Origin of the sequence: Bradyrhizobium sp. SZCCT0231, assembly GCF_018130245.1 — a bacterium.
GTDB lineage: Bacteria > Pseudomonadota > Alphaproteobacteria > Rhizobiales > Xanthobacteraceae > Bradyrhizobium > Bradyrhizobium japonicum_F.
The window spans coordinates 256618-283239 of record NZ_JAFCKP010000003.1; the positions used below are offsets into that span (position 1 = coordinate 256618).

The following is a 26622-nucleotide window of genomic DNA, read 5'->3' on the forward strand; positions in this document are numbered from 1 at the left end:
TCATGAACGTCATGGACACCCGCGCGACCTCCGCGATGCTCTATCTCGACGGCGTGCACGTCTCCTTCGACGGCTTCCACGCCATCAACAATCTGTCGCTGACGCTCGAGCCCGGCGAGATGCGCGCCATCATCGGCCCGAACGGCGCCGGCAAGACCACGATGATGGACATCATCACCGGCAAGACCAAACCCGACGAGGGCACGGTGCTGTTCGACGGCGTCACTGACCTGACGCGGCTCGACGAGACCCGCATCGCCGAGCTCGGCATCGGCCGCAAATTCCAGAAGCCGACCGTGTTCGAGAGCCAGACCGTGCAGGACAATTTGCTGCTGGCGCTCAATGTCGATCACAGCGTCAAGGCCACGCTGTTCTGGCGCGGCAGCAAGGCCGAGTCCGAGCGCATCGACAAGGTGCTGGAGACGATCCGTCTCACCGAGGCCCGCAACCGCCTCGCCGGCAGCCTCAGCCACGGCCAGAAGCAGTGGCTCGAGATCGGCATGCTGCTGGCGCAGGATCCGAAGCTGCTGCTGGTCGACGAGCCCGTTGCCGGCATGACCGACGTCGAGACGCATCTCACCGCGGAGCTGCTGAAGGAGATCAACAAGACCCACACGGTCATGGTGGTCGAGCACGACATGACCTTCGTGCGCGAGCTCGGCGTCAAGGTCACCTGCCTGCACGAAGGCACGGTGCTCGCGGAAGGGACCATCGACCAGGTCTCGTCCAACGAGCGGGTCATCGAAGTGTATTTGGGTAGATAGCTGGGAAGCGCGAATGGCGAATAGGGAGTAGCGAATAGGAAAAGGTGACTCTGTCATCTCCATTCGCCACTCGCCACGCGCCATTCGCCAAGAGGCACCGAAGATGCTGGAAGTGAAAGATATCAATCTCTACTATGGTGCTGCCCAAGCACTACGCGGCGTCTCGATCTCGGCAGAGCCGGGCAAGGTGACCTGCGTGCTCGGGCGCAACGGTGTCGGCAAGACCTCGCTGCTCCGCGCGATGGTCGGGCAATATCCGATCTCCTCGGGCGCGATCGTGCTCGACGGCAATGACATCACGGGCCTGAAGCCCTATGAGCGCGCGCGCAAGGGCATCGGCTTCGTGCCGCAGGGCCGCGAGATCTTTCCGCTGCTGACGGTCGAGGAGAACCTCAAGACCGGCTTCGGTCCGCTCAAGCGCGAGGACAAGCACATTCCGGACGACGTGTTCTCGCTGTTTCCGGTGCTGCAATCCATGCTCGGCCGGCGCGGCGGCGACCTCTCCGGCGGCCAGCAGCAGCAGCTCGCGATCGGCCGCGCGCTGGTGATGCGGCCAAAGCTGCTCCTGCTCGACGAGCCGACCGAGGGCATCCAGCCCTCGATCATCAAGGACATCGGCCGCGCCATCTCTTACCTGCGCAATCTCGGCAACATCGCCATCGTGCTGGTCGAACAATATCTCGACTTTGCCTGCGAACTCGGCGACAGTTTCGCGGTGATGGATCGCGGCGCAGTGAAATTCACCTGCGACCGCGCCAATCTCGATCCCGGCGAAATCAGCCGCCAGATGGCGCTGTAAGCGGGAAAATCCTGCCGCGACCGGCTGGGGAGACGGATGCGCAGCGAACTGTCAGCCACGTCCACGGTATTCGAGGCGAACCGCGCTCGCGGCGCGGTGCGCTTCGACGTGCATGCGCGCGACGGCGTGACGCGGCGCGGGGCCTTGCATGAATCCGGCTCGCTCCGTGTTCGCTTTCCGTCGCCCGAAGATCAGGGCCTGTCTGGCGTGTTCGTGAACACGGCCGGCGGAGTCGCCGGCGGAGATCGTTTCGACATCGAGATATCGGCGGCGGATAGCGCGCGATTGACACTGACCACGGCGGCTGCCGAAAAGGTCTATCGCACGCCGGGCCCGCCGGCGCGGCTCAATGTCGCCCTGAACGTCGGCGCAGGCGCGCATTTGTCCTGGCTTCCGCAGGAGACGATACTGTTCGACCGCGCCCGCGTGCAGCGCCGCTTCGACATCGCGCTCGACGAGACGGCCTCGCTTCTGCTTTGTGAGATTGTCGTATTCGGCCGTACCGCCATGGGCGAGCGGATGGAGCAGGGCGAATTCGTGGACCGTTGGCGGATGCGCCGCGGCGGCAAGCTGGTGTTCGCAGAAACCGTCCGGCTCGACGGCGATATCGGCGCCAAGCTTGCGCGATCCGCGGTCGCCAAAGGTGGTGCGGCGATCGGCACGGCCCTGATCGTGCCCGGCGATGAGGCACTGATCGAGCGCATCCGGGAGGCGTCGGAGTCTTTCTCCGGCGAGGTCGGAATCTCGGCATGGAATGGCTTTGCAATGGCGCGGTTCTGTGCCCAAGATGCGGCGCGCTTGCGCGCCGATATGATGGCCGTGCTGGCGCGCACGGGTGCCGCCTTGCCGCGGCTCTGGCTGAATTGAGTGGCTGAATTGACGTGTTGAACGGAAGAGATTCTTCATGAACCTGTCTCCCCGCGAAAAGGACAAGCTTCTGATCTCGATGGCGGCGATCGTGGCCCGCCGCCGGCTGGACCGCGGCGTCAAGCTCAACCATCCCGAGGCGATCGCGATCATCTCCGATTTCATCCTCGAAGGCGCTCGCGACGGCCGCACCGTCGCCGAGCTGATGCAGTCGGGCGCACAGGTCCTCACCCGCGACCAGGTGATGCCGGGCATTCCCGAGATGATCCACGACATCCAGGTCGAGGCGACCTTTCCGGACGGCACCAAGCTCGTCACCGTGCACGAGCCGATCAGGTAGGAGCAGAGTATGATCCCCGGCGAACTCTTCATCCAGGACGGCGAGATCGAGCTCAATGCCGGCCGCAAGACCGTGACTCTGACGGTCGCCAATACCGGCGACCGCCCGATCCAGGTCGGCTCGCACTACCATTTCTTCGAGACCAACCCGGCCCTGAAGTTCGATCGCAAGAAGGCTCGCGGCATGCGCCTCGACATCGCCGCCGGCACCGCCGTCCGCTTCGAGCCCGGCCAGACCCGCGACGTCCAGCTCGTCGCGATGGCGGGGAAGAAGACGATTTACGGCTTCCGCGGCGACGTCATGGGGAAGCTGTGATCCGATGTGAGGTGAGCACGCTGGTCAGGCTCCCTCCCCCCTTGCGGGGGAGGGTTGGGGAGAGGGGTATGCTGGGCACTCCGACGGGAGTGATGTGGCATGTTCGCTGTGTACTCAACGGTCGGGAGGAGTGACAAGCATGCTGTCCCCAATCCGCCTCGTCTCAGAAGCTGCCGAGCTCGCCGCTCACCGCCACAACGGCATGGCGCGCAAGGGGCGCGGCAATGAACCCTATATCAATCACCTTGCCGAGGTCGCGAATCTGCTTGCGACCGCGACCGATGGCGCCGATGCCGAGCTGGTCGCGGCCGGCTGGCTGCACGATGCGATCGAGGACACCGACACCACGCGCGAGGAGCTCGCGCAGACATTCTCCGAGCGTGTTGCGTCCCTCGTCGTCGAATGCACCGACGACATGAGCCTGCCCATGGCAAAGCGACGGCAGAAGCAGATCGAGGACGCTCCGCACAAATCGCCCGGCGCCAAGCTGATCAAGATCGCCGACAAGATCAGCAACATCGGCGCGCGCATCCAAACCGATCCGACCGCTGAAGAGCGCGACGACCTCGCCGACTACAGCGACTGGGCCACGCAGGTCGCGGCGGGTTGCCGCGGCGGCAATGCGTGGCTCGACGAGAAATTCGATGATGCCGTGAAAGCAGCGAGAGCCTTGCTGTGAATAGCCAAACATTCAATCGCAAACGGGGCTTGTGATGTCCGTCAAAATAAAACGTTCCGTCTATGCCGACATGTTCGGCCCGACCACCGGCGACAAGGTGCGGCTGGCCGACACAGACCTCATCATCGAGGTCGAGAAGGATTTCACCACTTACGGCGAGGAGGTGAAGTTCGGCGGCGGCAAGGTGATCCGCGACGGTATGGGGCAGTCGCAGGTCACCAACAGGCAGGGCGCGGCCGACACCGTCATCACCAACGCGCTGATCGTCGATCACTGGGGTATCGTGAAGGCCGACGTCGCCATCAAGGACGGCATGATTTCGGCGATCGGCAAGGCCGGCAATCCCGACATCCAGCCCGGCGTCACCATCATCATCGGTCCCGGCACCGACGTCATCGCGGGCGAAGGAAAAATCCTCACCGCCGGCGGCTTCGACAGCCACATTCATTTCATCTGCCCGCAGCAGATCGAGCACGCGCTGATGTCAGGCGTCACCTCGATGCTGGGCGGCGGCACAGGCCCGTCGCACGGCACCTTCGCCACCACCTGCACGCCGGGACCGTGGCACATGGGGCGGATGATCCAGTCGTTCGATGCCTTCCCGGTCAATCTCGGCATCTCCGGCAAGGGTAACGCCTCGCGGCCCGCCGCGTTGGTCGAGATGATCAAGGCCGGCGCCTGCGCGCTGAAGCTGCACGAGGATTGGGGCACCACGCCGGCCGCGATCGACAACTGCCTGTCGGTCGCCGACGATCACGACATCCAGGTGATGATCCACTCCGACACGCTGAACGAATCCGGGTTCGTCGAGGACACCATCAAGGCGTTCAAGGGCCGCACCATCCATGCCTTCCACACCGAAGGCGCCGGCGGCGGCCACGCCCCCGATATCATAAAGGTCGCCGGCCTGAAGAACGTGCTGCCGTCCTCGACCAATCCGACGCGGCCCTTCACCCGCAACACCATCGACGAGCATCTGGACATGCTGATGGTGTGCCACCACCTCGATCCCTCCATCGCCGAAGACCTGGCGTTCGCCGAGAGCCGCATCCGCAAGGAGACGATCGCGGCCGAAGACATCCTGCACGACCTCGGCGCGCTCTCGATGATGTCCTCGGACTCCCAGGCCATGGGCCGCCTCGGCGAGGTCATCATCCGGACCTGGCAGACCGCCGACAAGATGAAGAAGCAGCGCGGGTCCCTGCCGCAGGACAAGGGCAAGGACAACGACAATTTCCGCGTCAAGCGCTACATCGCCAAATACACCATCAACCCCGCGATCGCGCACGGCGTGTCGAAGCTGATCGGCTCGGTCGAGAAGGGCAAGCTCGCCGATCTCGTGCTGTGGTCGCCGGCCTTCTTCGGCGTCAAGCCGGACTGCATCGTCAAGGGCGGCACCATCGTCGCAGCGCCCATGGGCGATCCCAACGCCTCGATCCCGACGCCGCAACCGGTGCACTACCAGCCGATGTTCGGCGCGTTCGGCAAGGCGCGCACCGCGTCCTCGGTCGTCTTCACCTCGAAGGCCGCAGTCACCGGCGGCCTGGCGCGAAAGCTCGGCATCGAGAAGAAGCTCTATGCGGTCCAGAACACCCGCGGCAAGATCTCCAAGAAGAGCATGATCCACAACGACGCCACGCCCAATATCGAGGTCGATCCGGAGACCTACGAGGTTCGCGCCGATGGCGAGCTGTTGACCTGCGCGCCCGCCGAGGTGCTGCCGATGGCGCAGCGATATTTCATGTACTGAAATAGCGCCTCGACGCATGTCCAAGGAGGAAAGTCCCACCGCGTGTCCGGGGACGGCTTTTCGGTTTTGCGTTCGGTCCCGGCTGGTCTAATGTCCCGCCCGGTATCGTAACCCTTAGAAGAAAAGCCGGGAGGATTTCTCGTGATCTACGTCGTTGCCACCCTGACCATCAAGCCCGAGACACGCGCCGAATTCATCGCGGCCGCCACCGCCTGCATCAAGGAGACGCGGAAGGAGCCCGGCAACATCGCCTATGATCTGCACGAAAGCGTCACCGATCCCGCCAAGATGGTGTTCGTCGAGCAGTGGGAGAATGCCGAGGCGCTGGTGCCGCATCGTGGCATGGAGCACATGAAGACGTTCGGCCGCGTCGCGGTGAAGTGCTTCACGGCACCGCCGAAAATCGAGGTGATCACGCCCGAGAAGGTCGAGACACGGTAACGAGGTAAGACGCATGATCCGGGCGACGCAGGTCAAGGGACAGCACCGCTTCACGGAAGCGCCAGCGGACACGGTCGTGCTCGATTTCGACGACCGGCATCGCCGACGCATGGCGATGACGGGCACGCGGGGGCTCGAATTCCTGCTCGACCTGGAGCATGCCGTTGCGCTGCGGGGCGGCGATGCACTGGTGCTGGAGGACGGAAGGCTGATCGAGGTGGTGGCGGCGCCCGAGCCGCTGCTGGAGATCCGCGGTCGCGATCCGCACCACCTCATTCGCGTCGGCTGGCATCTCGGCAACCGTCATCTGCCGACGCAGATCATGGCCAAGGCCTTGCGCATCCGCCGCGATCACGTCATCGAGGCCATGGTGAAGGGTCTCGGCGCACGCGTGATCGAGATCGAGGCGCCGTTCGATCCCGAGGGCGGCGCCTACGCCGACGCCGGTCATGCGCATGGGCACGATGACCATGCGCACCACGATCGCGGCGATCACCACCACGACCATGGCCACGAGCACCACCATCACCACGACGAGCATTGCGACCATCCCGACCATCACCACGGCCACAAGCATGCTCATGACCACAAATGAGCCGGTCGGAGCCGGTGCCCTCGCCGAGGGTGAGGCGGCGGCGCTCTACCGGCTGATGACCTGGCTGTCGCCGGCGTTCCCGGTCGGCGGTTTCTCCTATTCCAGCGGCCTCGAATGGGCGGTCGAGGCGGGCGACATCACCGACGCGACGACGCTGGCGGATTGGCTCGATGCGATGCTCGGCGACGGCTCCGGCTTTTGTGACGCGACGTTTCTGGTCCACGCCTATCGCGCCACGGAAGCGGACGAGACGACCGCTTTGAACGAGATCGCCGAGCTCGCGAGCGCCTTCGTGCCGTCGCGCGAGCGGCAACTGGAGACGACCTCGCAGGGCCGCGCCTTCATCGACATCGCCCGCGCCGCGTGGGATGCCGACGGACTCGATGCCACGGTCGCGGCATGCAGCACGCCGCTGGTCTATCCGGTCGCCGTCGGTGTGGTCGCAGCTAAGCACGCCGTGCCGCTGGCGCCGACGCTGCACGCCTTCCTGCATGCGCTGGTCTCGAACTGGATTTCCGCGGCCAGCCGGCTCATTCCGCTCGGCCAGACCGATGGCCAGCGCGTTCTGGTGAGGCTGGAAGCCGCCGTCGCCGCGACCGCCAATCGCGCGCTGAACGCGGCGTTGGACGATCTCGGCAGCGCGACCTTCCGCGCCGATCTCGCCAGCTTGCGCCACGAGACGCAATATACGCGGCTGTTTCGGTCGTGATCCCGTGCGGCCTTCAACCTATCGAGAGTGAGCGAGCTACATGTCGAAATCTCACGGCCCCTTGCGTGTCGGCGTCGGCGGCCCGGTCGGATCGGGCAAGACCGCGCTGATGGACCTGCTCTGCAAGACCATGCGCGAGCGCTATGACATTGCGGCGATCACCAACGACATCTACACCAAATGGGATGCCGAGTTCCTCGTACGTTCGGGATCGCTGACGCCGGATCGCATCGCCGGCGTCGAGACCGGCGGCTGCCCGCACACCGCGATCCGCGAGGATGCCTCGATGAACCTTGCCGCGGTCGCGGACATGCGCGCCAAGTTTCCCGGACTTGATCTCGTGCTGATCGAGTCCGGCGGCGACAATCTCGCTGCCACTTTTTCCCCGGAGCTGGCCGACCTCACCATCTACGTCATCGACGTCGCCGCCGGCGACAAGATCCCGTCCAAGGGCGGCCCCGGCATCACCCGGTCCGACCTCCTGGTCATCAACAAGACCGACCTCGCGCCCCATGTCGGCGCCTCCCTGGAGAAGATGGAGACGGACGCCAGGCGCATGCGCGGCGAGCGGCCCTTCGTCATGACCAACCTGAAGAAAAGCGAGGGGCTCGACCGGATCGTCGGCTTCATCGAGGCCAAAGGCGGCCTGAAACGGCAGGGCTGACCGGACGCGACCACTTGGCGCAGGCGTTTTTCGCCGTTAACGCCCGGGCAACGCCGCAACCGCGGAACAAATTTCGGACACGGCGATTAACTACCTCCAGCGCCCGGGGGCGAATTCATCCCGTCCAGACCATCGGCCGGGCGGATTAAGCTTTTCAGGCGACCCAAGTTGCGTACTGATGCCTCCTCCTCCATTATCTCCGCCACTGGGGTTGACCCTGTTTCGGCACATGGCCGTTCGAGCGGCGTTCATATGCTCTGTGTTTATTGCCGACCTCCTGCTTTCGCCTGAGTAGTCGCGTGGTCAGGCTGGGTTTCATTATCGGCTTCATCGCTCTGCTCGGGGTCCTGCTCTCCGGGCTTGCAGCCTATCGCGTCCACGACCAGGAGCTGGCGCTGGATCGTATCGCGCTCGCGCGTGCGATCGACGTTCATGCGAGCCTGGTTCAGGACCGCCTCACCGAGCGGGAGCTGCTCGCGCGTGTCGCCTCGGGCCTGTTCCGCGCGCCATCCGTGATCAAGCCGAACGTGCTGGAGCCGCTGCGCTCGGCGATCTACGCCTTCAAGACCGATTTCGTGGTGGCCGGCTGGATCGCCCGGCTGAAGCCGAACGAGCTTGCGGCGGCGCAAGCCGCCATCGCCGGCGCCGGCTTCCCAAATCCGCAGATTCGCTCCTATGACGACAAGCCGATCAATCCGGCCGAAATCACTCAGCCGATCGACGTGTTGATGGACCTCGAGCCACGCAGCAACGAGACCAAGACGCTGCCCGGCCGCAGCTACGATCAGGATCCGATTCGCAGTGCGATGCTGACGCGTGCGCGCGCCGATAAGAGGTCGGTTGCCTCGGACCCGGTGCCGTTGATCCGCGGAAACGGGGCGGTCGGCATCATCGTGGCTGCGCCCGTCATCCCCGAGGGAGCAACGGAGCCGGCCGGGTTCGTCACATTTTCCTACGAGCTCGCCTCGCTGATGCTGACCAATGACGACATGTCGTTGTTCGCGGTCGCGCTTAGGGATCCGCGCAAGGAAGGCGGCGAGCTGATCGCCAACGACCAGGGCGTGGTCTCGACGCGTATGGCGGCGGACGGGCCGGCGCCGTCGGCGACGCGCACGGTGAGCTTCGGCGGCCGTGATTGGCAGCTCGGATATTACGCAAAGACCAACTCGATGCGCCGCGCCGAGCAGACCGCGATCATCGTGGCGGCGATCGGCTTTGCGATCACGGCAATGGTGTGCGGCCTGTTCGGTTATGTCGCCTACAACAATCTGCGGCTCAGCCGGGAGATCCAGGTCAGAATCGGCTTCGAACGCCGGCTGACCGCCGTGATCGACGAGCTCAACCACCGCGTCAAGAACATCCTGGCGGTGATCCAGTCGATCGTGACGCGCACCTTGCGCCACGGCTCGGACATCGACACCGCGCGCGAGCTCCTGATCGGGCGCATCCACGCCATGTCCAACGTGGTCTCGCTGCTCAGCGAGAGCCAGTGGCAGGGCGTCAAGCTGAAGGGCCTGTTCGAGGCGCGCGCCATCCCGCATGCCGACCGCATCGCCGTCACCGGTCCTGATATCGCGGTCAGCGCACGCGCGGCGCAGAGCCTGTCGCTGCTGTTCTTCGAGCTTGCCTCGCATTCCGACGAGGGGCTGTCGCTGGTTGGAAAGCATCCGCATATCACCGCCGCCTGGACGGTGACGGGCGAGGACGGCGACGAGGTCTTCCATTTCCGCTGGGAGGAGTTCAACACCAGCGAGGCGACGCGCCGGCCCGATTCCGATTTCGGCCTGATCCTGCTCGACCGCGTCGCGCCCGAGGCGTTAGGGGGCACCGCCAAGCGCTTCTTCACCGACGTCTCCTACGTCTATGAATTGACCGCGCCGATGGAGACGGTGGTCGACATGTCCGAGCGCGACCGCACGGACAAGATCTCGGCCCCGGTCAGGCCTGTGCGCAGCTAACCCTTCGGCCGCAACACGAGGTCGACGAGGTTACGCGCGTAAGCCGGCGTGACCGGCGCGATGCCGAAAACGTAGCGATAGAACAGGCTGCCATAGATCGCGTCGTAGAGATCTTCAGGAGGCCCCCCGACCAGAATGCTGCCATCCTTCTGGCCCGCGGCGATCATCTCGACCAGCGCGTCGCGGCGGAATTGCAGATAGCGCGCGTAGAACAGCTCTGCCGAGCCGGTCTTGGAGATGCATTCGGAGATGACGGCGAGCTGCACCTTGCCGAATTCGCCCTGGAGTGCCTCGGCATAGGCCGCCGCATGGCGGCGCGTGCGCGCCGCGGGGCTGCCGGAGCTCGCCGGCGGCAGCGGCAGCATCTGCGCGGCGTGGTGAAGAAAGGCGTCGATCAAGAGCGCCTCGCGGGACGGCCACCATTTGTAGATCGTCATCTTGGAGACGCTGGAGTGCCGCGCGACCGCGTCGATGGTGGTGGCGGCAAGGCCGGTGGAGGCCATCAGCGCATAGGCGCTTTCGAGAATGGCGTTGCTGGTCTCGATCGACCTCGGCCGGCCGCGCCGGGGCGCGCTGTCAGCCTCGTCACCCCCGCCTTTCGCCATCGCCACGCCCGGTCTCCTCACGCAGATTCCCGGCATAGCGCAGCCACAGCCTTCGGCCTAGCAGAATCACACGATTTTGTGCCTGGAGCAGGATCCGGGAAAGTGTGTAGCGGTTTTCCCTCGCGACAAACGCGGAACGCGTTTGCGCGGAGATCATGCTCGAACAATAACCTGAAGCGCGATGACAATTCAGCCCGATCTCATCGCGCTTTAGGCCTGCTGCCGCAAGGCGGCGGGGAGGTCCTGCCGCTTCGACCAGGTCACGTAGTAGGCGACCGCGGTCATCGCGGCGAAGCCGACGATGCTCACCACGATCTGCATCGCCACCAGATTGGGCCCGGTGATCAGGATGAGGTGGCCGGCAAAGGACAGGAACACGCCGACGCAGAACACCGCGAGCCATTCCTCCCCGCATCGGATGACGGCCTGAAGCGGCTTCAATCGCAGGCCGGGGTGATCGGCCGGGACAAGATGGGTCGCGAGGAGGGCGAGCGCGAGGAAGTGAACCACGCGGTAAGGCGCGAGGTCCTCCTTGTCGGTCGGCGTGATGCTGTCGAGCAGAAGGTCAGGCAGATAGGCGGACAATCCCGGCGAATGGCGCAACAGGGTGACCGCCATCGCGAAGACGAGATAGCTCCCTGCGAGCATGCGCAGCCAGGGGAGGTCGCGCAGCGCCCGCCCGGGCGCGCCTGTGACGGCGAACCAGCCGCCCAGTACCATCAGCATCTGCCAGCAGAGCGGATTGAAGGTCCATTCCTGGTCCGGATAGACCCGAAAATTCCAGTCGAACCAGCGTGCGGCAACATACAGCGCGACCGATGCCGCAAGCGTCACGTTGGGCCGCCGCAGCAGGCCCCACAGCACAAACGGAAAGAAGGCCATCAGCGGGATCATCAGCTGAAGCAGGTCGAGGTTCCGCGGCTCTTCCTGGAGCACGAGACCGCGGATCAGTATGCGCAGCGGGTGCTCGAGAATCCCCGAGATGTTGTATTCGTGGATGATCTCCGGCGCCATCGATTGCGAGGCGACATAGGCGATGGTGTCGATATAGATCACGAACAGCACGACATAAGCGGCGTAGAGCCGCCAGACGCGGCGAAAAATTCGCGTCGCCGCGACCACGTAGCCGCGCTCCAGCGCCATCCTGCCATGGATGACGGCAACCCCGTAGCCCACCACGAAGACGAAGAGATCGGCCGCGCCGCTGAAGCCGAAATTGCGCAGCGTCAGCAGGTTGACGACGTTGTTCGGTATGTGGTCGGCGAACACCGACCAATTGGCAATGCCGAGCGTCAAATAGAGCCTGGCGTCGTGTTGGAATGCGGCGAGGTTCGCCTTGACGGACGGTTTCATTGAGTAAAATAGCTTTTGGAATCAGGGTAATGCTTTTACCGGCAACCGGCGGCCCATCCGAGTAGCGTTTCCGTGAGCGGCAGGACATTCGTGCCGGATGGCGCAAAATTGCGCGGCGTCGCCTGGGTCGAATTCGGATAGATGCGCCCGCGGGACTTACGACGAAATTTTCTAACCCGCTCTGACCGTTACTCGGCAGGTTCGGCCGACATCTCCTCGGACACACCGGCGCGGCTCGCCAGGATGCCGAGGGCGATACCGCCGATCGCCAGGATCGGCAATAGCCGCTTGACCCCGATGGCGCGAACGATCTGAAGTCCGGTGGCGAGGAGCATCGGATCTGCAAGCATGCTGTGCGCGGCCGACTTCGCGGCGCGCTCGGCCGCGATCCGGGCGCGCTTCTGCACCTCGCGCTTGTAGCCCCAATAGGAGCCTGCCGCAGCCAGGGTCAGCAGGAAGAAGATGCCCGCGCCGGTAAGGCAGGCCTGCACCGGGCCATATTTCTGCAGGACCGAGATGAAGGCGGCGGCACAAAGGAAGCCTGTCGTCACCAACAGCGCGAAGGCCGCGCCTGCGGCAAGGGAGGTCAGCCGAACAGTCGTGCCGGTGGATGCACTGATCCCGTCGATGATGCGCTGAAACATGGCCTTACTCCTCAATCCCCACCAGCCGAATCGTCACAGGCCGACCCCGGCGGTGCGCCGCCGTTTCGATGCGCGTTAGCGACCTTAGCGGCGCCAGGCGGCGCCGATCAGGAAGCCGATGCCGAGCGCGAGGCCGACGGTCGCGAGCGGCCGCTGCCTGATCGTGTCTTCCAGCATCTCCTCGATCGAGCCGTAGGCGTCCTGTGCCGCCTCCATCATCGCGCTGCCGCGCTCCGACATGTCGTCGATCGCGGTATCCATGTTCTCGCGCGCCTGGCGATAGCCGCGGCGAGCCTGCTTGCTGGTGGAATGGGCAAAAGTATTGAGCGCGTCGGTGATCTGGTCGGTGAGGGCGGCGATATCGCTTTTCACGGCTGCTACATCCTTCTCGAGGCGTTCTCTGCTGGCCTTGTCGGTCCAGTCTCTCATCCCGGCTTCGGCATTGGTCGTGGACATCAGGAGCTCCGAACTGTTGACGGCTGAGATGGGCGGAGAACGTTTCGTCGACGGGTAAGTTCCGTTCGCTGAAACCGGTCAGGCTTGCGGGAGCTGCGGCGAATTCTCCGGCAACAGGTGCTCCTTCAGGATCAGTGCGACGATCAGGAGCGGCGACGACAGGAACGCGCCCATCGGCCCCCATAGCCAGGTCCAGAACGCGAGTGCGAGCAACACGGCGAGTGCGTTCAGGGCGAGCCGCCGCCCGATGATCGTCGGCGTGATGAAGTGCCCCTCGAGAAAGGTGAGACCGCCGAAGGCGAACGCGGCCATCAGGCCGCCGCCGATGGTCGGAAAGGCGACCAGCCCGACCACGACCAGCACCGCGAACATCGCCACAGGCCCGATGATCGGGATGTAGTTGAGCGTTGCCGCCAGCGCGCCGAGCCCGGCCGGATTGGGCATTCCGGTGAGCGCGCAGATGAGGCCGGTGGCGACGCCGACACCGACATTGATGAGGGTGACGGTCAGGAGATAGTTGCCGAGATTGACCTCGATCTCGTTGAGAATCCGAAGCGTGCGCAGCCGAGCGTCATGATCGCTGAAGGTCATGATCATGGCCCGCCGCAGGTCGCGCCAGCTTGCGATGAACAGGATCAGGGTGACGAAGAACAGCACGAACTCGGTAAACGTCGGTGACAGGAATTCCAGCGTCGGCTGCACCCACTCGACATTGGGCATCTGGAAGGTCGGCAATTCGTCCGAGCCGCCCAGCATGGCTTGCATCTCCCGCCACAGCGCAACTGGCCGGTCGAACACGTGCAACTTGTCCTTCAGTTGCGCGCCGAGCTCCGGCAGGCGCGTGCTCCACTCCATAATCGGGGAGGCGATCAGCGCCACGATGAAGGCGACCACCGCGGTCCCCGCGACCACGATCAGGACGGCACCGAGCGCGCGGGGTACCTTGCCGCGCTCGAGGAAGCTCGCCGCCGGCGACAGCATGGTGCCGGTGACGAAGGCCATCACCACGGGCAGGAAGAATGCCCTCCCGACATAGAGCACGGTGACGACCGCAATCAGCAGCAAGCCTGCGAGCGCAAAGGCGGTGAACTCGGTGCGGTGGATCACCGGCGGCAGCTCGGCATGGCCCCCGGGAAGCAGATCGTCTTCGCTGTTGCCGGGAATCAGACGCTCGCTGGGAAGGACGCGCACAATATCTCTCCCGCACGGAAACGCGATCCGCGCGCCCATTGACGACCTCACAACGCGTGGACGGCGTGCCGGTTCCATCGCGGCTTCGTGAATAGCTGCTCGCTTGACTGTGACGTCGCTGCCGCACGCTGTACCGGAACTTCGATCCAGCCGCGGGAGTTTGTTGGGCAGTGCGTCACCCTGATGCACGCATCCAACGGGGCAGCACATGACAAAGTTGTTTGCAGTCCGTCGCAGCTTCTCGCCGCGGGGCGTTACCGCATGCGTTTTCGCAACCGCTCTGCTCGCAGTGCCCTTGGGGACCGCGAGCGCGCAAACCTTCGGCTATGCGCCGATGCAGCTGCGGGCGTACCCGCAGGACCAGGGTTACTCTCGGGACGACGCCAACGAGGCGCCGCAGGCCGCCGACGAGGACGCCCAGTTGCCCGACCGGCTGCGCAAGCAGATCGTCGGCTTCGACAGGAGCGAGCCGGCCGGTACCATCGTCATCGACACCAACAGTACCTATCTCTATTACGTGCTCGGCAACGGCCGCGCGATCCGCTACGGCGTCGGCGTCGGCCGCGAAGGTTTTACCTGGTCCGGCGTGCAGAGCGTCAGCCGGAAGGCCGAGTGGCCGGACTGGCATCCACCGGCCGAAATGATCGCGCGCCAGCCCTATCTGCCGCGCTTCGTCGCCGGCGGGCCCGGCAACCCGCTCGGTGCGCGTGCGATGTATCTCGGCTCGAGCCAATACCGCATCCACGGCACCAACGATCCCTCCACCATCGGCAAGTTCGTCTCGTCCGGCTGCATCCGCATGACCAACGAGGACGTCATCGACCTGTTCAACCGCGTCAATGTCGGTGCCAAGGTCGTGGTGCTGCCGAAGCACGCTCCGCTGATGGCCAAAGGCGGCGACCCCGTACGCAAGCGTCCGGCCGTGACGGTCGTGCCTACGGGTCGGCAGGCGCTGAATATTTCGGCGTCGTCGGTGAACTAGGAGTTCAGTGAGGTCACATGAGTAAACGCTCGATCGGCAAACCGGCCGTTGGCGCGGCGGCAATGCTTGCCGTGGCTTTCTTCGGTCTTGTGCTGACGCCCTCGGCGCATGCGGAGGATTTCTTCTCGGCGCTGTTCGGCGCGTTCGGAGCGCGGCCTCCACAGATTCGAGTGCCGTTCCCGAATGACGAGATGCCGCGCTACGACGTGCCGCGCCAACGGGCCGCCTATGGCGGCGGCACCGCCTATTGCGTGCGCGGCTGCGATGGCCGCTATTTCCCGGCGCAGGGAAGCGATGCCGAGAGCAAGGCGCAGTCCTGCAAGAGCTTCTGCCCGGCGTCCGAAACCTCGCTGGTCTACGGCAGCAATATCGACGACGCCACGACGGAGAGCGGAAAGTCCTATTTCGACCTGCCGAACGCGTTCCGCTATCGCAACGAGATCGTGGCAGGCTGCACCTGCAACGGCAAGGACCCGGTCGGTCTCGCCCAGGTCAAGGTCGAGGACGACCCCACCCTGCGCAAGGGCGACATCGTCGCCGGCGCCGGCGGCCTCGTGGTCGCCAGCCGCAACGCCAACGACCGCCGCGGCGTCGCGATGAATTTCTCGCCGCTGCCGGAATCGGTGCGCGCCAAATTCCGCCGGGTCCCGGTGGTGGCGAAGGAGTAGGACGGCGTTGAGCATGATCGCGCCGGCTCCCGCTCCCAAACAAAAAGCCCCGGCGTGAGCCGGGGCTTCGTTCGTGCCGCGCTAGAGCATGATCCGGAAAAGTGTGAAGCGGTTTTCCGCGCGACAAACGCGGAGCGCGCTTGCGCGGAGATCATGCTCAAACAAAGACCTAAGGCGCGATGACGATTCATCCAAATCTCATCGCGCTTTAGTGCAGCGACTCCAGCCAGTCGTCGACGTCCTGGCGAACCTGGTCCTTGGCCTTGCCGTAGCGCTCCTGCAGCCGGCCCTCGAGCTGCTCGCGGCGGCCCTCGATCAATTTGAGGTCGTCGTCGGTGAGCTTGCCCCATTTCTCCTTGGCCGAGCCCTTGAACTGCTTCCAGTTTCCTTCGATCCGATTCCAATCCATGACCATCTCCCATGGGTTGATGGCCGGACAACGCGAGGCGCGCGCAGCCGTTCCGCGGGCTGTCGCGATGTTTCGTCCGCGATGTGCGATGCTCTCGCAGCCCGGATGGAGCGCAGCGCAATCCGGGGTCCTGCCTCGAGCGACACTGGTCCCGGATTACGCGGAGCCTGTCATCGGGCGGCGCTTTGCGCCGACCCGTTGGCTCCATCCGGGCTACCCATGCCCCAACGAAAAAGCCCCGGCTCGCGCCGGGGCTTTTGACGTTCCAGTGACTTCGCTCAACCCAGCGCCTTGGCCTCGCGGCGGCGGGCGGTGAGGATGTATTCGGTATAGCCGTTCGGCTGCTCGCGTCCCCTGAAGATGAGGTCGCAGGCCGCCTTGAAGGCGACGCCGTCGAAGGCCGGCGCCATCGGCTTGTAGATCGGATCGCCGGCGTTCTGCTTGTCGACGACCACGGCCATGCGCTTCAGCGATTCCATCACCTGCGTCTCGGTGATCACGCCCTGGTGCAGCCAGTTGGCGAGATGCTGGCTGGAGATGCGCAACGTCGCGCGGTCTTCCATCAGGCCGACATCGTGGATGTCGGGCACCTTGGAGCAGCCCACGCCCTGGTCGATCCAGCGCACGACATAGCCGAGAATGCCCTGGCAGTTGTTGTCAATCTCCTGCTTGACGTCGTCAGGCGCCCAGTTCGACTTCGACACCGGAATGGTGAGGATGTCGGAGAGCTTGGCGCGCGGACCGCCCTTGGTCAGCTCCTGCTGGCGCGCGATGACGTTGACCTGGTGGTAGTGCAGCGCGTGCAGCGTCGCGGCGGTCGGCGAGGGCACCCAGGCCGTGGTGGCGCCGGCCTGCGGATGGCCGAGCTTCTGCGCCAGCATGTCCGCCATCTTGTCGGGGGCGGCCCACATGCCCTTGCCGATCTGGGCGTGGCCTGGCAGGCCACAGGTCAGGCCCATGTCGACGTTCCAGTCCTCATAAGCCTTGATCCAGGCCTGCGCCTTCATCTCGTTCTTGCGGATCATGGGACCCGCTTCCATCGAGGTATGGATCTCGTCGCCGGTGCGGTCGAGGAAGCCGGTGTTGATGAACATGATGCGCTTGGAAGCGCGCTGGATGCAGGCCTTGAGGTTGACGGTGGTGCGCCGCTCCTCGTCCATGATGCCGACCTTGAGCGTGTTCTCGGGCAGCGAGAGCATCTTCTCGACGCGGTCGAAGATCTCGCAGGTGAGCGACACCTCGTCGGGGCCGTGCATCTTCGGCTTGACGATATAGGCGGATCCCGTGCGGCTGTTCTTGACCTTCGAATTGCCCTTGAGGTCGTGAATGGCGAGCAGGCCGGAGACGGCGGCGTCCAGCAGGCCTTCCGGCACTTCCTCGCCCTTTTCGTCCAGCACCGCGTCGGTGAACATGTGGTGACCGCAATTGCGCATCAGCAGCAGGCTGCGGCCGTGCAGCTTGAGCTCACCCTTGCCGTCCGGCATCTTGTAGACGCGGTCGGCGTTGAGCGAGCGCGTCAGCGTCTTGCCGCCTTTTTCGAAGTCCGCCGACAGCGTGCCGTTCATCAGGCCGAGCGTGTTGCGGTAGACCAGCACCTTGTCCTCGGCATCGACCGCGGCGACCGAGTCCTCCATGTCGAGGATGGTCGAGACCGCAGCTTCCATGATCATGTCGGCGACGCCGGCCGGATCATCCTTGCCGATCGTGCTGCCACGATCGATCTTCACTTCGACATGCAGGCCGTTGTTGACGAGCAGCACCGCGCTCGGCGCGGCCGCATCGCCCTGGAAGCCCGCGAACTGCGCGGCGTTCTTCAGCGCGGTGGCGTTGCCGCTCTTCAGCTTCACCGCGAGCTGGCCTGCGACGACGCTATAGGCGGTGACGTCGGTGTGGCTGCCGGTCGCGAGCGGGGCGGCGGCGTCGAGGAACGCCTTGGCCTTGGCGATCACCTTGTCGCCGCGCGCCTTGTTGTAGCCCTTGCCGCTCTCGGAGGGGTCGTGCGGGATCGCGTCGGTCCCGTAGAAGGCATCGTAGAGCGAGCCCCAGCGCGCATTCGCTGCGTTCAGCGCATAGCGTGCGTTGGTGAGCGGCACGACGAGCTGCGGGCCGCAGATCTTGCCGATCTCCTCGTCGACATTGGCGGTCTCGACCTTCTGCGTCGCCGGCTCGGGGACGAGATAGCCGATCTCGTTCAGGAAGGCGGTGTAGGCATCGAGGTCGAACGCCTTGCCCTTGCCCGCGCGGTGCCAGTCGTCGATCTTGGCCTGCAGCGTGTCGCGCACCGCCAGCAGCTCGCGGTTCTTCGGCCCGAGCTCCGTGATGATGGCGGCAACCCCGGCCCAGAACGCGTCCGGCGCGATCCCCGTTTTCGGGGCTGCTTCCTTGGCGATGAAGTCAAACAGGGCGGGAGCGATCTTCAATCCGTGGGCGTCGACGCGTTTCATGATGGGCTTTCTTGTTGGAAATGGCTGTTTTTGGCTGCTTTTGACCCGACAGCAGCAAAATGCGCCCACGCGGGGCGGCTTTCGGGGACCTATTAGCCCCAAAATCGGGGCGGTGAGAAGACCCCCAGGGGTTTGTCAAAATGTCAAGGAGAGGTGTGGGGCGGCCCCACGCACAGCTGTCATTCCCCGCGAAGGCGGGGAATCCAGTACGCCGCAGCTTCTCCGTACTTCAATGCTGTCTCTGGAATACTGGGGCGCCCGGTCAAGCCGGGCGACGACAGCGGGGGATTAGGGCGGCCTCAAATATTCGCGGCGAGGTCTACGAGCTCGTCGAACAGCACGCCGGTCGTCTTCAGCATCTGCTCGATCTCGTCCGCCGCCTCGGCGACCGTTCGCTTCGACGTGTCGATCACGAGCTCGGCGGCCTGCGGTGCTTCGTAGTCGTTGCCGATGCCGGTGAACGAAGCCAGTGTGCCGGCGCGGGCCTTCTTGTAGTGGCCCTTGGGATCGCGCTCCTCGCAGATTCCGGCCGGCGTCGCGACATGGATCTCGCGGAACGCGGTGTCGGCGATGCGGCGCGCGGTGGCGCGGTCCTCGCGGGCCGGCGAGACCGCGGCGACGATGGCGATATGGCCGTTGCGGGCAAGGTGCGTCGCGACCTCGGCGAGGCGGCGGATGTTCTCGCTGCGATCCGTGGCGGAGAAGCCGAGATCGCTGTTGAGCCCGGCGCGCAGCGTGTCGCCATCGAGCAGGATCGGCGAGCCGCCATTGGTGAAGAGACGCCGCTCCAGCGCCCGCGCCAGCGTCGACTTGCCCGAGGCGGGCAGGCCGGTGAGCCAGACCACGGCGCCGTTGTGCTGATAGCGCGCCGAGCGCTCGTCGGGACGGAGTGCGGATTCCACCGGCACGATGTCGACCGGCACGGCGCGCTGGCCGGCATCGACCGACAGCACGAGGCCGCCGCCGGCGATGCGCCCGGACACTTCGATGACGAGACGGCCGGTGCGCGGATTCTCGGTGTAGGGATCGGTTGCGATCGGATTGGACAGGGAGATGTCGATCTCGCCGACATGGTTGCGGCCGATCGCCTTGTTCTCGCTGCTCGACAATTCGCCGGGATCGACCGCCTTCTCGATGGCGACGACGGTGGCGCGGCTTTCCTTCGGACCGCAGCGCACCAGCAACTGGTCGCCCTTGGCGAGTGGCTTGTCGTGCAGCCAGAAGATGCGCGCGCGCAGCCGCCGCGTCTCGCGCGGGGCGGTGCCGGCATGTGCGATGATGTCGCCGCGCTCGATGAACAATTCGCGGTCGAGCGTGATGCCGACCGAGCGGCCCGCGCCTTGCCGTCCCGCCACCGGCGTCACCGGCCAGCTCTCGACCGTCTTGATCTTGGCGATCTTGCCGGCCGGCATGATCACGATCTCATCGCCGGCAACCAGGCTGCCGGATTCGATCCGGCCCGCCACGATGCGGCGGTCGTCGAACTTGTAGATCGCCTGCACCGGCAGCCGCAGCGCCAGCGCTTCGAGCGGACGCGCCGGCTCGAGCCGATCGAGCGCCTCGACCACGGTCGGCCCCTTGTACCAGCCGATGCGGTCGGTGCGCTCCGCGACGCCGTCGCCGTCGCGCGCCGAGATCGGGATCACGGCCGTGGGCTTCACGCCGAGGCCGTTGAGATGCGCCGAGATCTCGTCGCTGATATCCTTGAAGCGCTCGGACGAGAAATCGACACGGTCCATCTTGTTGACGACGACGGCGACCTGCTTCACGCCGAGCAGATGCAGGAGATAGCCGTGCCGCCTGGTCTGGTCGCGCACGCCTTCGAGCGCGTCGATGATCAGCACCGCACCGTCGGCCTGCGAGGCGCCGGTGATCATGTTGCGCAGGAATTCGGCGTGGCCCGGCGCGTCGATCAGCACGATGTCGCGCGAATTGGTGCGGAAGCGGATCTGCGTGGTGTCGATGGTGATGCCCTGGTCGCGCTCGGTCTGGAGCGCGTCGAGCAGGAACGACCATTCGAACGGCATGCCGCGCCGCGCGCTGACGGCTTTCAGCATTTCGAGCTTGCCGTCGGGCAGGCTGCCGGTCTCATGCAGCAGGCGGCCGACCAGCGTCGACTTGCCGTGGTCGACATGGCCGACGATGACGATGCGCACCTGCGGACGCGTGGTGCCGTTCGGAGTGGCCGGCGAAGCGGGGGTGACGATCATGTTCATATCGCGCTCGCGTCCTTGATCAGAGATAGCCGGCGACGCGAAGGCGCTCGAACGCGTCCTCGGTCTCGTGGTCGAGCGCGCGTCCGGCGCGCTCCGGCACCTTGGTCTGCTCGAGCTCGATCAGGATCTCGTCGATGCTGGACGCCGTCGAATTCACGGGGTTGGTGATGTCCTGATCGCCCAGCGAACGATAGCGCTTGCCGTTCTGCGACAGATAAAGCGGGATGATCGGGATGTTTTCGCGCTTGGTGTAGGCCCAGATGTCGGCCTCGGTCCAATGCAGGATCGGGTGGATGCGCAAATGCGCGCCTTGCGGCGGCGAGGCATTGAAATGATCCCAGAATTCCGGCGGCTGATCGCGCACGTCCCAATTGCCTTCGAGCCCGCGCGGCGAGAACACGCGCTCCTTGGCGCGGGTTGCTTCCTCGTCGCGGCGGATGCCGGCGATCAGGCCGTCGAAGCCATATTTGGCGAGCGCCATCTTGAGGCCCTCGGTCTTGCGTGCGGCGGAACGGGCGGCCGGCGGCAGCGTTGGGTCGACGGCATCGATGGGTGGGCAGGGCTCGACGCGCAGGTCGAGATCCCACTCCTTCCCGTAATGATCGCGGAAGCGATACATCTCCGCAAACTTCTTGCCGGTGTCGACATGGAGTGCCGGAAACGGCATGCGGCCGAAGAACGCCTTGCGCGCCAGCCAGATCATGACGTTGGAGTCCTTGCCGAGCGACCACAAGAGGGCGATCTTCTTCAGGCGGGCGAAGGCCTCGCGAAAGATGTAGATGCTCTGCGCCTCGAGCTGGTCGAGATGGTCCATGCTGGACGCAACATCAGCAGAAAATTCTTGCGAGCCTGAGCGACTGACGGAGGCCGGGCTGCTCACTCCGACAAGCGCGGAATCGTCCTTGAGAAGATGCATCTCTGCCACTTTGCGTTTGGAGGCGAAAATTCTATAGTTGCGTTGCAGAAGAGAAGAAAAAATTTTCTCTTTGCGCGCTCGAAACGACACATATATAGAAAATAATTCCAGTCAACCCCGGATGTGGGGGAAGCGAGTATCGCATGCGGTTCTTGCCGGTGTTTCTCGATCTGAAGGCCGGTCCGGTGGTCGTCATCGGCGCGGGTGAGCTTTTGCGCGCCAAGTTGCGCGTGCTCGCCGCTGCCGGCGCGCGCGTCCGCGTGCATGCGATCGACGGCAATCAGGATTTTGGCCTCGGCTCCGAGGACACCGCGCGCGTTGAGACCGCGAGCGTCGATCCGCTGACCGCTGATCTCTCCGGCGTCATCGCCATCGTCTGCGCGGGTGCGGGCGATGTCGGCGTCGCCATGTCGGTGCGCGCCAAGGCGCTCGGCCTGCCCGTCAACGTCATGGACGATCTCGAGCACTCCAGCTTCATCTTCCCGGCGATCGTCGATCGCGGCGACGTCGTGGTCGCGGTCGGCACCGGCGGCGCCTCGCCGGTGGTGGCGCGGCGCGTGCGCGAGATGATCGAGGCGCTGTTGCCGGCGCGCATCGGCGAGCTCGCCGAGTTCATCGGCACCTTCCGCAAATCCATCAACGAGCGCATCGCCGAGTTTCCGCTGCGCCGCCGCTTCTGGGAGCGCGTCATCGACGGCCCGATCGGTGCCGCCGTGCTCGCCGGCCGCAAGAACGAAGCGGACGCATCGCTCAAGGCGATCTCCGATCCTTCCGAATTCGCGCGCGCCGACAAGCCGGAAGGCTCGGTCGCGCTGGTCGGTGCCGGTCCCGGCGATCCCGATCTGCTCACCATCAAGGCGCTGCGGGCGTTGCAGAACGCCGACATCGTCTTCCACGACGAGCTGGTCTCGCCCGAAATTCTCGACCGCATCCGCCGCGACACCACGCGCGTTGCGGTCGGCCGCCGCGTCGGCAAGCCCGGCATCGGCCAGGACGCCATCAACAAGCGCATGATCGAGGCCGCGCAATCAGGCCAGCGTGTGGTGCGGCTGAAGGGCGGCGATCCCTTCGTGTTCGGCCGCGGCGGCGAAGAGGTTGAGGCGCTGCGCGCCGCCGGCGTCGCCTATTCGATCATTCCCGGCATCACCGCAGGGCTCGGTGGCGCTGCCGATTTCGAGGTGCCGCTCACTTATCGTCACGAAGCGAACCGCATCACCTTCCTCACCGCGCACAAGGCGCGCGATGCCGAGAATGTGGACTGGTCGACGCTGACCGACACCAAAATGACGGTCGTGGTCTACATGGGCAGGACCGCAGCGCCTGCGATACGCGAGGGCCTGTTCGCGGCCGGCCGCTCGCCGGAGACGCCGGTCGGCGTGTTCGCCCGTGTCACGCGGCCCGATGCGCAAGGCGCGATCGGTACGCTGCGCGACCTGCCCGAGCTGGTGCGGCGGATCCATGGCGGTCCCGCCATCCTCATCATCGGTGACGTGGTCCGGCATGCCGGCTCGCTTCGCCGCCCGACACCCGAACAAATCATCTCTGACCTCCTGGATGCTGCCGAATGACTTCCCCTCTGCAACAAAAACTGAAAATCACGGGCCCCTCCATCGTGACCGCCAACCGCACCTGGGATGGCGTCGTGATCTATCGCACGGCCGCAAAGGACTGGTCGGAGCAACTCGCCGATGCCGCGATCGTGAGAAACGCTGACGAGGCGAAAGCGTTGCTTGCTGAGTCTGTGGCCGATGACGTCGGCGCGATCGGTCCCTATATCGCGCCGGTGCAGGTCGACGATGCCGGCAAGATCCTGCCGGGCAATCTGCGCGAAGAGATCCGTCGCACCGGCGTAACCATCGATCTGCCGGTCTAGGTTCAAGGCACTTTTCATGTACGCTTACGACGAAATCGACCGCACGCTGGTCAATGAGCGCGTCTCGGAATTCCGCGACCAGGTGCAGCGCCGCCTCTCGGGCGAGCTCACCGAGGACGAATTCAAGATGCTGCGCTTGCAGAACGGCGTCTATCTGCAACTGCACGCCTACATGTTCCGCGTAGCGATCCCCTATGGGACGTTGGCGTCGAACCAGTTGCGGGCGCTTGCCCATATCGCGCGCAAATATGACCGCGGCTACGGCCATTTCACCACGCGCCAGAACATCCAGTTCAACTGGATCAAGCTTTCGGACCTGCCGGATGCGCTGGCCGATCTCGCCGAGGTCGGCATCCACGCGATGCAGACCTCCGGCAACAACATGCGCAACGTCACCTCGGACCAGTGGGCCGGCGTCGCGCCGGGCGAGATCGAGGATCCCCGGATCTGGTCGGAGCTGATCCGCCAGCACACCACGCTGCATCCGGAATTCTCGTTCCTGCCGCGCAAGTTCAAGATCGCGATCACCGCGTCGGAGCACGACCGCGCCGCGATCAAGGTTCACGATATCGGCCTCAAGCTGATCAAGAACGAGAAGGGCGAAACCGGTTTCGAGGTGCTGGTCGGCGGCGGTCTCGGCCGCACCCCGTTCATCGGCAAGACCATCAAGCACTTCGTCCATGGCCGCGATATCCTGAGCTATATCGAGGCGATCCTGCGCGTCTACAACCAGTACGGCCGCCGCGACAACATCTACAAGGCGCGCATCAAGATCCTGGTGCACGAGCTCGGCATCGAAAAATTCTCCCGCGAGGTCGAGGAAGAGTGGCAGCAGATCCGCAACTCCTCGCTCCAGATCGACGACGAGGTGATCGAGGACATCCGCTCGCGCTTCACCTATCCTTCTTACGAGAAGCTGCCGCACATGCCGGACGAGCTGCGCCAGGCCGCGGCCGACCCTGATTTCGAGGCATGGCGCAAGAACTCTGTGGCTCCACACAAGGTGCAGGGCTATTCGATCGTCACGATCTCGCTGAAGCCGACCGGCGGGCCTCCGGGCGACGCCACGGCCGAGCAGATGGATGTGCTCGCCGATCTCGCCGACAAATATTCCTTCGGCGAGATCCGCGTCGGCCATGAGCAGAACCTGGCGCTGCCGCACGTTGCCAAGCGCGACCTGCCGGCGCTGTGGAAGGCGCTCGACAAGCTTGGCCTCGCAACGCCCAACGTCAACCTGATTACCGACATCATCGCCTGCCCCGGGCTCGATTATTGCTCGCTGGCGAATGCGCGCTCGATCCCGATCGCGCAGGAGCTGACGCGGCGCTTCGCCAATCACGAGCTGGCCAATCTCATCGGCCGTCTGCACATCAACATCTCCGGCTGCATCAATGCCTGCGGCCATCACCATGTCGGCCATATCGGCATTCTCGGCGTCGAGAAGAACGGCGAGGAAGTCTACCAGATCACCATCGGCGGCCGTGCCGACGAGAACGCCGCGCTCGGCACTCTGATCGGCCCCGGCGTCAAGTTCGACGAGGTCGCCGACGTCGTCGAGGACATCGTGGAGGCTTACCTCGCGCTGCGCGAGCGGCCCGAAGAGCTGTTCATGGACACGGTGAAGCGCCTCGGCGTCGAACCCTTCAAGGAGCGCGTCTATGCCACTCGTTAACGGCGGAAAGATCGTCGACGACAGCTTCGTCAAGCTTGCCGTCGATACCCCGCTGCCCGAGGGCGGCGACATCCTGGTGCCGGCCGAGCGCTTCCTCGGCGATGCCGAGGGCTTCCTCGAGCGTGCCGGAAAGGTCGGCGTGATCTGGCCGAACAATCGCGACATCGCCGAGCTCGTGCCGTATCTCGGCAAGATCGCCGCTGTCGCGTTGGTGTTCCCGACCTTCCGCGACGGGCGCGCCTACAGCCAGGCGCGGCTGCTGCGCGAACGTTACGACTATCGCGGCGAGCTGCGTGCGACCGGTCAGGTGCTGCGCGACCAGTTCGTGTTCATGCTGCGTGCCGGCTTCGATGCCTTCGAGGTCAAGAAGCAGGCCGACGCGGAAGCCTTCATGCAGACCGCCAAGCGCTATTCGGTGTTCTACCAGCCGACCGGCGACGGCCGCATCACGGCGCTGCACCGGCGCATGCAGTTGCGTCACTCGGAAGGTGTCGGCACGTGAGCGCGATCGCGCCTCAGGTTTCGTCCGTGTCTGCGCGGCCTTCGGCGGAGGAGCTCGATCGCGCCCTGCGCGATGCTTCGCCCGCCGAAATCATCGCTGCCGCGTTGAAGACGGTCGGGCGCGACAGGCTTGCGCTGGTGTCGTCCTTCGGCACGGAATCGGCAACACTGTTGAAGGTCATGGCGGACGTCGATCCGGCGATCCCGGTGATCTTTCTCGACACCGGCTGGTTGTTCGAGGAGACGCTGGCCTATCGCGATACGCTGATTGCGACGCTGGGCCTGAAGGACGTCCGCTCGATCAAGCCTGCCGAGGAGACGCTGTCGCGCGAAGATCCCGACCGCGACCTCTGGTTTTCCGATCCCGACGCCTGCTGCCGCATCCGCAAGGTCGAGCCGCTGGCGCGTGCGCTGAAACCGTTCGATGCCTGGCTCAACGGCCGCAAGCGTTTCCAGGGCAGTGCGCGCGCCGAGATCCCGGTCGTCGAGGACGACGGCGCGCGGTTGAAGTTCAATCCCTTCGCCAATGTCTCGCGCGAGGAGATCGAGGCGATCTTCACCCGCGCCAAATTGCCGCGTCATCCATTGGCCGCCTCCGGTTTCCTGTCGGTCGGGTGTATGCCCTGCACCAGCAGAACGGCCGAGGGCGAGGATGCGCGCGCCGGTCGCTGGCGCGGCCGGGCGAAGACAGAATGCGGCATCCACACCATGAAGATTTCGTAGCACAGTCAGTCTGCTTGTCTTCAAACAAGAAAATCCGGTTCCGTTGACTTAAGAGCGTTTCGCCCCGAGTTATGCCTGCCGTCGACGG

The 26622-nt window shown here is 64.9% G+C and carries 28 protein-coding genes; 19 read left to right on the top strand and 9 right to left on the bottom strand.

Translation table 11 applies throughout. From position 1 onward, the window contains the following. Positions 1 to 2: 2 nt before the first annotated feature. From urtD to JQ566_RS11630, 12 genes are all read left to right on the top strand, one after another. Positions 3 to 764: an urea ABC transporter ATP-binding protein UrtD gene (urtD, locus tag JQ566_RS11575; protein WP_212372360.1), complete on the top strand. Its 762-nt coding sequence runs from the start codon at positions 3 to 5 to the stop codon at positions 762 to 764. 103 nt (positions 765 to 867) lie between these two features. Next, positions 868 to 1563, top strand: a complete 696-nt coding sequence (gene urtE, locus JQ566_RS11580; RefSeq protein WP_212372361.1) for an urea ABC transporter ATP-binding subunit UrtE — start codon at positions 868 to 870, stop codon at positions 1561 to 1563. Positions 1564 to 1599: 36 nt separating this feature from the next. After that, positions 1600 to 2430, top strand: a complete 831-nt coding sequence (locus JQ566_RS11585) for an urease accessory protein UreD (protein WP_212372362.1) — start codon at positions 1600 to 1602, stop codon at positions 2428 to 2430. A 37-nt stretch (positions 2431 to 2467) separates the two neighbouring features. Then, positions 2468 to 2770 carry an urease subunit gamma gene (locus JQ566_RS11590; RefSeq protein WP_007605424.1) on the top strand — a complete coding sequence of 101 codons (303 nt, stop codon included), beginning with the start codon at positions 2468 to 2470 and terminating at the stop codon, positions 2768 to 2770. A 9-nt stretch (positions 2771 to 2779) separates the two neighbouring features. Beyond that, positions 2780 to 3085: an urease subunit beta gene (locus JQ566_RS11595; protein ID WP_026202067.1), complete on the top strand. Its 306-nt coding sequence runs from the start codon at positions 2780 to 2782 to the stop codon at positions 3083 to 3085. A 139-nt stretch (positions 3086 to 3224) separates the two neighbouring features. Further along, positions 3225 to 3764: an HD domain-containing protein gene (locus JQ566_RS11600; RefSeq protein WP_212372363.1), complete on the top strand. Its 540-nt coding sequence runs from the start codon at positions 3225 to 3227 to the stop codon at positions 3762 to 3764. A 34-nt stretch (positions 3765 to 3798) separates the two neighbouring features. Beyond that, a complete protein-coding gene (gene ureC / locus JQ566_RS11605; protein WP_212372364.1) occupies positions 3799 to 5514 on the top strand; it encodes an urease subunit alpha in 1716 nt (571 codons plus the stop codon). Between the two features lie 141 nt (positions 5515 to 5655). Further along, positions 5656 to 5955 carry a putative quinol monooxygenase gene (locus tag JQ566_RS11610; protein ID WP_018318764.1) on the top strand — a complete coding sequence of 100 codons (300 nt, stop codon included), beginning with the start codon at positions 5656 to 5658 and terminating at the stop codon, positions 5953 to 5955. Positions 5956 to 5968: 13 nt separating this feature from the next. Next, positions 5969 to 6550 (top strand): urease accessory protein UreE, encoded by a 582-nt coding sequence (gene ureE / locus JQ566_RS11615; RefSeq protein WP_212372365.1) that lies wholly within the window; start codon positions 5969 to 5971, stop codon positions 6548 to 6550. Further along, positions 6531 to 7259: an urease accessory protein UreF gene (locus JQ566_RS11620; protein WP_212372635.1), complete on the top strand. Its 729-nt coding sequence runs from the start codon at positions 6531 to 6533 to the stop codon at positions 7257 to 7259. Before ureE ends, JQ566_RS11620 begins: the two co-directional genes overlap by 20 nt. Before the next feature lie 40 nt (positions 7260 to 7299). Then, entirely contained in the window at positions 7300 to 7923 is a 624-nt protein-coding gene (ureG, locus tag JQ566_RS11625; RefSeq protein ID WP_212372366.1) for an urease accessory protein UreG, read from the top strand. Between the two features lie 299 nt (positions 7924 to 8222). Beyond that, positions 8223 to 9881: a CHASE domain-containing protein gene (locus JQ566_RS11630; protein ID WP_212372367.1), complete on the top strand. Its 1659-nt coding sequence runs from the start codon at positions 8223 to 8225 to the stop codon at positions 9879 to 9881. Here JQ566_RS11630 and JQ566_RS11635 read toward each other — a convergent pair. The 5 genes from JQ566_RS11635 to JQ566_RS11655 all read right to left on the bottom strand — a co-directional run bounded on the left by JQ566_RS11635 (position 9878) and on the right by JQ566_RS11655 (position 14130). Next, positions 9878 to 10486: a TetR/AcrR family transcriptional regulator gene (locus JQ566_RS11635; RefSeq protein ID WP_212372636.1), complete on the bottom strand. Its 609-nt coding sequence runs from the start codon at positions 10484 to 10486 to the stop codon at positions 9878 to 9880. The two genes, JQ566_RS11630 and JQ566_RS11635, sit on opposite strands and share 4 nt — an antisense overlap. Positions 10487 to 10696: 210 nt before the next feature. Beyond that, complete coding sequence (locus tag JQ566_RS11640) at positions 10697 to 11839, bottom strand: OpgC domain-containing protein (protein ID WP_212372368.1); 1143 nt, start codon at positions 11837 to 11839, stop codon at positions 10697 to 10699. A gap of 188 nt (positions 11840 to 12027) precedes the next feature. Next, on the bottom strand, positions 12028 to 12483 hold the full coding sequence (locus JQ566_RS11645) for a hypothetical protein (protein WP_212372369.1): 456 nt from the start codon (positions 12481 to 12483) through the stop codon (positions 12028 to 12030). 84 nt (positions 12484 to 12567) lie between these two features. Then, complete coding sequence (locus JQ566_RS11650) at positions 12568 to 12939, bottom strand: ElaB/YgaM/YqjD family protein (RefSeq protein WP_212372370.1); 372 nt, start codon at positions 12937 to 12939, stop codon at positions 12568 to 12570. A gap of 78 nt (positions 12940 to 13017) precedes the next feature. After that, positions 13018 to 14130: an AI-2E family transporter gene (locus tag JQ566_RS11655; RefSeq protein ID WP_212372371.1), complete on the bottom strand. Its 1113-nt coding sequence runs from the start codon at positions 14128 to 14130 to the stop codon at positions 13018 to 13020. Positions 14131 to 14338: 208 nt separating this feature from the next. Between JQ566_RS11655 and JQ566_RS11660 the strand changes: the two genes are divergently transcribed. Together JQ566_RS11660 and JQ566_RS11665 are read left to right on the top strand one after the other, a co-directional pair. Further along, positions 14339 to 15112 carry a L,D-transpeptidase gene (locus JQ566_RS11660; RefSeq protein WP_212372372.1) on the top strand — a complete coding sequence of 258 codons (774 nt, stop codon included), beginning with the start codon at positions 14339 to 14341 and terminating at the stop codon, positions 15110 to 15112. Between the two features lie 17 nt (positions 15113 to 15129). Then, positions 15130 to 15780, top strand: coding sequence for a DUF2865 domain-containing protein (locus tag JQ566_RS11665; protein ID WP_212372373.1), 651 nt, complete (start codon positions 15130 to 15132; stop codon positions 15778 to 15780). Positions 15781 to 15988: 208 nt separating this feature from the next. On the opposite strand, the gene JQ566_RS11670 is transcribed toward JQ566_RS11665, so the two are convergent. The 4 genes from JQ566_RS11670 to cysD form a co-directional block, all read right to left on the bottom strand. Beyond that, positions 15989 to 16189, bottom strand: coding sequence for a CsbD family protein (locus JQ566_RS11670; RefSeq protein WP_212372374.1), 201 nt, complete (start codon positions 16187 to 16189; stop codon positions 15989 to 15991). Positions 16190 to 16467: 278 nt separating this feature from the next. Further along, positions 16468 to 18633, bottom strand: coding sequence for a malate synthase G (locus tag JQ566_RS11675; RefSeq protein ID WP_212372375.1), 2166 nt, complete (start codon positions 18631 to 18633; stop codon positions 16468 to 16470). 299 nt (positions 18634 to 18932) lie between these two features. Then, positions 18933 to 20849, bottom strand: coding sequence for an adenylyl-sulfate kinase (gene cysC / locus JQ566_RS11680; RefSeq protein ID WP_212372376.1), 1917 nt, complete (start codon positions 20847 to 20849; stop codon positions 18933 to 18935). A gap of 19 nt (positions 20850 to 20868) precedes the next feature. Then, entirely contained in the window at positions 20869 to 21663 is a 795-nt protein-coding gene (cysD, locus tag JQ566_RS11685) for a sulfate adenylyltransferase subunit CysD (protein WP_212372377.1), read from the bottom strand. Between the two features lie 245 nt (positions 21664 to 21908). Here cysD and cysG point away from each other — a divergent pair, with 245 nt between their 5' ends. Genes cysG through JQ566_RS11710 form a run of 5 tightly spaced genes read left to right on the top strand, consistent with a single transcriptional unit; the run spans position 21909 to position 26534 of the window. Further along, positions 21909 to 23333, top strand: a complete 1425-nt coding sequence (gene cysG / locus JQ566_RS11690) for a siroheme synthase CysG (RefSeq protein ID WP_212372378.1) — start codon at positions 21909 to 21911, stop codon at positions 23331 to 23333. Further along, entirely contained in the window at positions 23330 to 23638 is a 309-nt protein-coding gene (locus JQ566_RS11695; protein WP_212372379.1) for a DUF2849 domain-containing protein, read from the top strand. Before cysG ends, JQ566_RS11695 begins: the two co-directional genes overlap by 4 nt. Before the next feature lie 16 nt (positions 23639 to 23654). Continuing rightward, positions 23655 to 25310, top strand: coding sequence for a nitrite/sulfite reductase (locus tag JQ566_RS11700; protein ID WP_212372380.1), 1656 nt, complete (start codon positions 23655 to 23657; stop codon positions 25308 to 25310). Continuing rightward, positions 25297 to 25812: a DUF934 domain-containing protein gene (locus JQ566_RS11705; protein ID WP_212372381.1), complete on the top strand. Its 516-nt coding sequence runs from the start codon at positions 25297 to 25299 to the stop codon at positions 25810 to 25812. The genes JQ566_RS11700 and JQ566_RS11705 overlap by 14 nt, the downstream gene beginning before the upstream one ends. After that, a complete protein-coding gene (locus tag JQ566_RS11710; RefSeq protein WP_212372382.1) occupies positions 25809 to 26534 on the top strand; it encodes a phosphoadenylyl-sulfate reductase in 726 nt (241 codons plus the stop codon). Before JQ566_RS11705 ends, JQ566_RS11710 begins: the two co-directional genes overlap by 4 nt. Positions 26535 to 26622 lie beyond the last annotated feature (88 nt).